Origin of the sequence: Paracoccus sp. Z118, from assembly GCF_019061185.1 — a bacterium.
GTDB lineage: Bacteria > Pseudomonadota > Alphaproteobacteria > Rhodobacterales > Rhodobacteraceae > Paracoccus.
This window is the reverse complement of sequence record NZ_JAHQZU010000061.1, coordinates 1-4,088: the sequence shown is the minus strand read 5'-3', so window position 1 is coordinate 4,088 and position 4,088 is coordinate 1. Positions and strand designations below refer to the sequence as shown.

At 69.0% G+C, this 4,088-nt stretch carries 4 protein-coding genes; 2 read left to right on the top strand and 2 right to left on the bottom strand.

Going from position 1 to position 4,088, the window contains the following annotated elements; genetic code table 11:
* Together KTN05_RS17205 and KTN05_RS17200 are read right to left on the bottom strand one after the other, a co-directional pair.
* Positions 1 to 782, bottom strand: a 782-nt coding sequence (locus KTN05_RS17205; protein WP_217330598.1) for an FAD-dependent oxidoreductase, incomplete at its 3' end; no start/stop codon positions are given.
* Entirely contained in the window at positions 779 to 1,102 is a 324-nt protein-coding gene (locus KTN05_RS17200) for a c-type cytochrome (RefSeq protein WP_217330597.1), read from the bottom strand. The genes KTN05_RS17205 and KTN05_RS17200, both read right to left, overlap by 4 nt.
* 169 nt (positions 1,103 to 1,271) lie before the next feature.
* On the opposite strand from KTN05_RS17200, the gene KTN05_RS17195 reads away from it, so the two are divergent.
* Together KTN05_RS17195 and KTN05_RS17190 are read left to right on the top strand one after the other, a co-directional pair.
* On the top strand, positions 1,272 to 1,730 hold the full coding sequence (locus KTN05_RS17195) for a (2Fe-2S)-binding protein (protein ID WP_217330596.1): 459 nt from the start codon (positions 1,272 to 1,274) through the stop codon (positions 1,728 to 1,730).
* Between the two features lie 10 nt (positions 1,731 to 1,740).
* Complete coding sequence (locus tag KTN05_RS17190; RefSeq protein WP_217330595.1) at positions 1,741 to 4,008, top strand: xanthine dehydrogenase family protein molybdopterin-binding subunit; 2,268 nt, start codon at positions 1,741 to 1,743, stop codon at positions 4,006 to 4,008.
* The last annotated feature ends 80 nt before the right edge of the window (positions 4,009 to 4,088 follow it).

Genomic DNA, 4,088 nt, shown 5'->3' with positions numbered 1-4,088 from the left:
TCGAAGGCGGTCGAGATGCGGCGGGTGGCGGCATCAACGGCAATGACCGCACCGGATTCGCTGCCGGGGATCCGCTCGATCATGCCGGGATAAAGCGCTGCCAAAGCCTCTTCGAACAGCGGCTGCTTCGAGTAGCCGTCCTGCGCGTCCAGCACGAGGATCTTCGACGCGGGTTTGTGCTGCTTGAGGTAATGGGCGATCAGGCAGACCCGTTCATAGGGGCCGGGCGGGCAGCGGAAGGGCGGTGCGGGAATGCCCACGACCACCAGCCCGCCATCGTCCATCGCGATTAGTTGATCCCGCAGGATCTGTGTCTGACGCCCGGCCTTCCATGCGTGGGGCAGGATTTCGGCGGCATCCTCCGTCAGCCCCTCGACGGCGCTCCAGTCGAACCGGATGCCGGGGGCCAGCACGAGGGCATCGCCGGCCACCCGTGTGCCATCCGCCAGAACGACGGCCTTTGTCTCCGGCTCGATTGCGGTTGCCTCGGCGCGGATCACCTCGATTCCCGCTGCCGCCAGCCCGTCGGTGGAGAAGCCGACAGAGTCCAGCGGCCACATGCCGCCGAGGACGCCGTTGGAGAACGGGCAGGTGTAGAGGGTGGCCTCGCGCTCGATCAGCGCGACGCGGATACCGGCGTCCGCGCGGCGCAGGGCGCGGGCCAGCGATCCACCGCCGAAGCCGCCGCCAAGGATGACGACATGCGGCCCGGTCTGTGCCCGCAGCAGCGCCGGGGCGAAGGGGGCGGCGACCAGTCCGCCCAGAACGGCGCGCCGCCTCATGGCGCGACCTGCGCGAAATAGGCGGCCAGTGCCTCCAGCTCCGCGTCGTCATAGCCGCGCAGCAGCCGCGGCATGATCGTGGCGCTGGCGTCCATGGCAGCATCGGGGCGGCGCAGGTCATGCAGCAGGTCGAGCAGATCGGGTGCGGGGCGCCCGGCAAGGGCCGGAATGGCACCGCCGCCGCGTCCGTCGATCCCGTGACACGACGTGCAGGCCTGCGACAGGGCGTAGCTTTCGCCCGTCCGCTCAGCCAGGGCGGCCGCTGCCGTCAAGGCGATCGGCAGGAGCAACCCGGCGGAAAGGCCGATCATTCTTCCCATGGACGGCACTCCTTCAGCCAGCAGATGCCGCAGGTCTGCGAACAAGTGGAACTAGGTGTCCATTTCTACTTGCCCGTTTCGCGGTTAAGGGTCGACGTGCCGCCAAGCGGTTCGGAGGGCGTGCCCTCTGACCTCACCCAGCATCCGCCAGGTCCCGAGGAGATTCCCCATGGCTTTCACGCTGAACGTCAACGGCACCGACATGGAGGTCGATGCCGCGCCCGAGACGCCCTTGCTGTGGGCCCTGCGCGACCATCTGGGCCTGACCGGCACGAAATTCGGCTGCGGCATCGCCCAATGCGGCGCCTGCACCGTGGATATCGACGGCCTGGCGACGCGGTCCTGCCAGTTCCCGGTCGAGGCGGCCGAAGGGGTGAAAATCACCACCATCGAGGGGCTGGGCGCGAACGGCGAGCATGTCCTGCAGAAGGTCTGGACCGAGATGAACGTGCCGCAATGCGGCTATTGCCAGTCGGGCATGGTGATGGCGGCAGCCGCGCTGCTCAAGGACATCCCCGAGCCGACCGACGCGGATATCGACCTCTATGTCGACAACATCTGCCGCTGCGGCACCTATCCGCGCGTGCGGCAGGCGATCCATCGCGCGGCCGAACTGATGAAGGCGTAAGGGGGCGGACATGACCGAACATATGAAACTTTCGCGGCGCGGCTTCATCTCGGCGATGCTGGGAACGGGCGGCGCGCTCGTCATGGGCCTCGGCCGTCCGGTGACGGCGGCGACCGTCGCGGCCGAGCCGTGGGACAGCTTCGGCGAGGGGGCGGAGTTCACGCCCTGGCTGCGGATCGACCCGGCCGGCAAGGTGACGGTCTATGTCACGCATCCCGACATCGGCAACGGCGTGGTGACGCAAGCCTGTTCCTACATCCGCGAGGAGCTGGCTTGCCGCTGGGAGGACATCCGGGCCGAATACGCCGCGCCCGAGCGTGACCATGCCTTGGGCGGCGTCTATTCCGAGATCGGCGGGCCGATGGGTTATTTCTCGGGCCGCTCGACCTTCGCGGATCGCCGCACCGCCTACATGACCGCCGCCGCCGGCGCGCGCGAGCGGCTGAAGGCCGCCGCGGCCGAGGCCTGGGGCGTGGACGCGTCCGGGATCACCGCAGAGGAGGGGGTGCTGAGCCATGCGTCCGGTCAGTCGGCGCCTTATGCGGAGTTCGTGACCGCCGCCGCCGCAGTCACGCTGGCCGAGGAGCCCGCGCCGAAGCCGCGCGAGGAATGGACCTTCCTCACCAAGGCCAGCCCGGCCAAGATCCAGATCCCCGAGATCGTCACCGGCCGCGCCGTTTACGGCATCGACGTGCGCCCGCCGGGCATGGTCTACGCCGCGCTGCGCCAGTCGCCGGTCATGGGCGGGCAGCTGGTCAGCTACGACTTCGACGCGATCCGCGACATGCCGGGCGTGCGCGCGGTGGTCGAGGTGAAGCCGACGGAGCCGGGCGAGCCGGACCGGATCACGCCCGCCTTCCCGCTCGGCGCATCGGTCGTGGGCTCCGCCATCGCGGTGATCGCCGACCACTACTGGCAGGCCCGCACCGCGCTCGACGCGCTGCCGGTGGTCTGGGACGACGGTCCCGGCGGGAAGTGGCTGACAACCGAGATGATGGAAGAGGCCGCGATGGAGGCGGTCCGCGGCCCCGGCGAGACGGTCGAGCGTTCGGTCGGTGACGTCGAGGCCGAGTTCGCGGCCGGCGGCACCGTGGTCGAGGCGGAATACCTGACGCCCTATTGCGACCACGTCCAGCTTGAACCGCTGAACTGCACCGTCCTCATCACCGCAGACAGCGCCGAGGTCTGGGCCCCGGCGCAGCACACGCAGCAGGCCTTCTTCGTCACCGTGCAGGAGACCGGCCTCGCGCCCGAGCAGGTCAAGCTGCACCAGACCTATGTCGGCGGTGCCTTCGGCCGGCGGGTCATGGGCGACGACACCCGCATGGCCGTGGCGGTAGCCAAGGGGTATCCCGGCGTGCCGGTGCAGGTGATCTGGAGCCGCGAGGAATCCGTGCGCCAGGGCCGCTATCGCCCGCTGATGGGCGCGCATATGAAGGCGCGGCTGGGCGATGACGGTCTGCCTTCGGCGCTGCAGGTGCGGGTCTCGGGCGGGCCCGGCTTCTTCTCCAACGGGCTCGCCGACACAGCCTTCCCGCTGGTCGTGCCGAACGCGCAGATCGAAAGCACGGTCGTGCGCGATTTCCACCTCAAGGCCGGCCCGCTGCGCGGCCCCGGCTACAACTCCTTCGTCTTCTTCCATGAAAGCTTCATCGACGAGCTGGCCGAGGCCGCAGCCGCCGATCCGCTCGATTACCGCATCCGCCTCTACGAGCAGTGGGAGGATGAGGGCTGGGTGAAGATCCTCAACCTCCTCAAGGAGAAATCCGGCTGGGGCACGCCGCTGCCGGTCGGGCAGGCCCGCGGGGGCGCGATGGGCAACTGGGGCATGGGCGGGCGGCCGCAGCACGGCACCACGCTCGGCGCCGTGGTCCATGCCGAGGTCTCGACCGAGGGGCGGGTCAAGGTGCATCGCATCGACGTGGCTTTCGATTCCGGCCGGGTGATGAACCGCGACGCGGTGCAGGTGCAGCTGGAGGGCGGCGCGATCTTCGGGCTGAACCTCGCCATGAACGAGAAGCTGAACGTGCAGAACGGCCGCATCGTCGAAGGCAACTACGACGAATACCCGCTGATCCGCATGGCTGACACGCCCGAGATCCACATCCATTTCGAGGGCCTGACCGACCACGACCGCTACGACGAGATCGGCGAGCCTCCGGTGGGTCCGGTCGGCCCGGCGCTGGCCTCGGCCGTCGCGCAGATCACCGGCAAGCGGTCGCGCAGCCAGCCCTTCCGCGAGCATGATCTCAGCTGGGGAGGAGGCGGTGCCGCCTGAGGGCGCTGTCCGGCTGACGAGAGGAACTGAATCTTGGTAACATTCTTACGTTGGATCGCCCGGCTGGCGCTGGTGGCGGT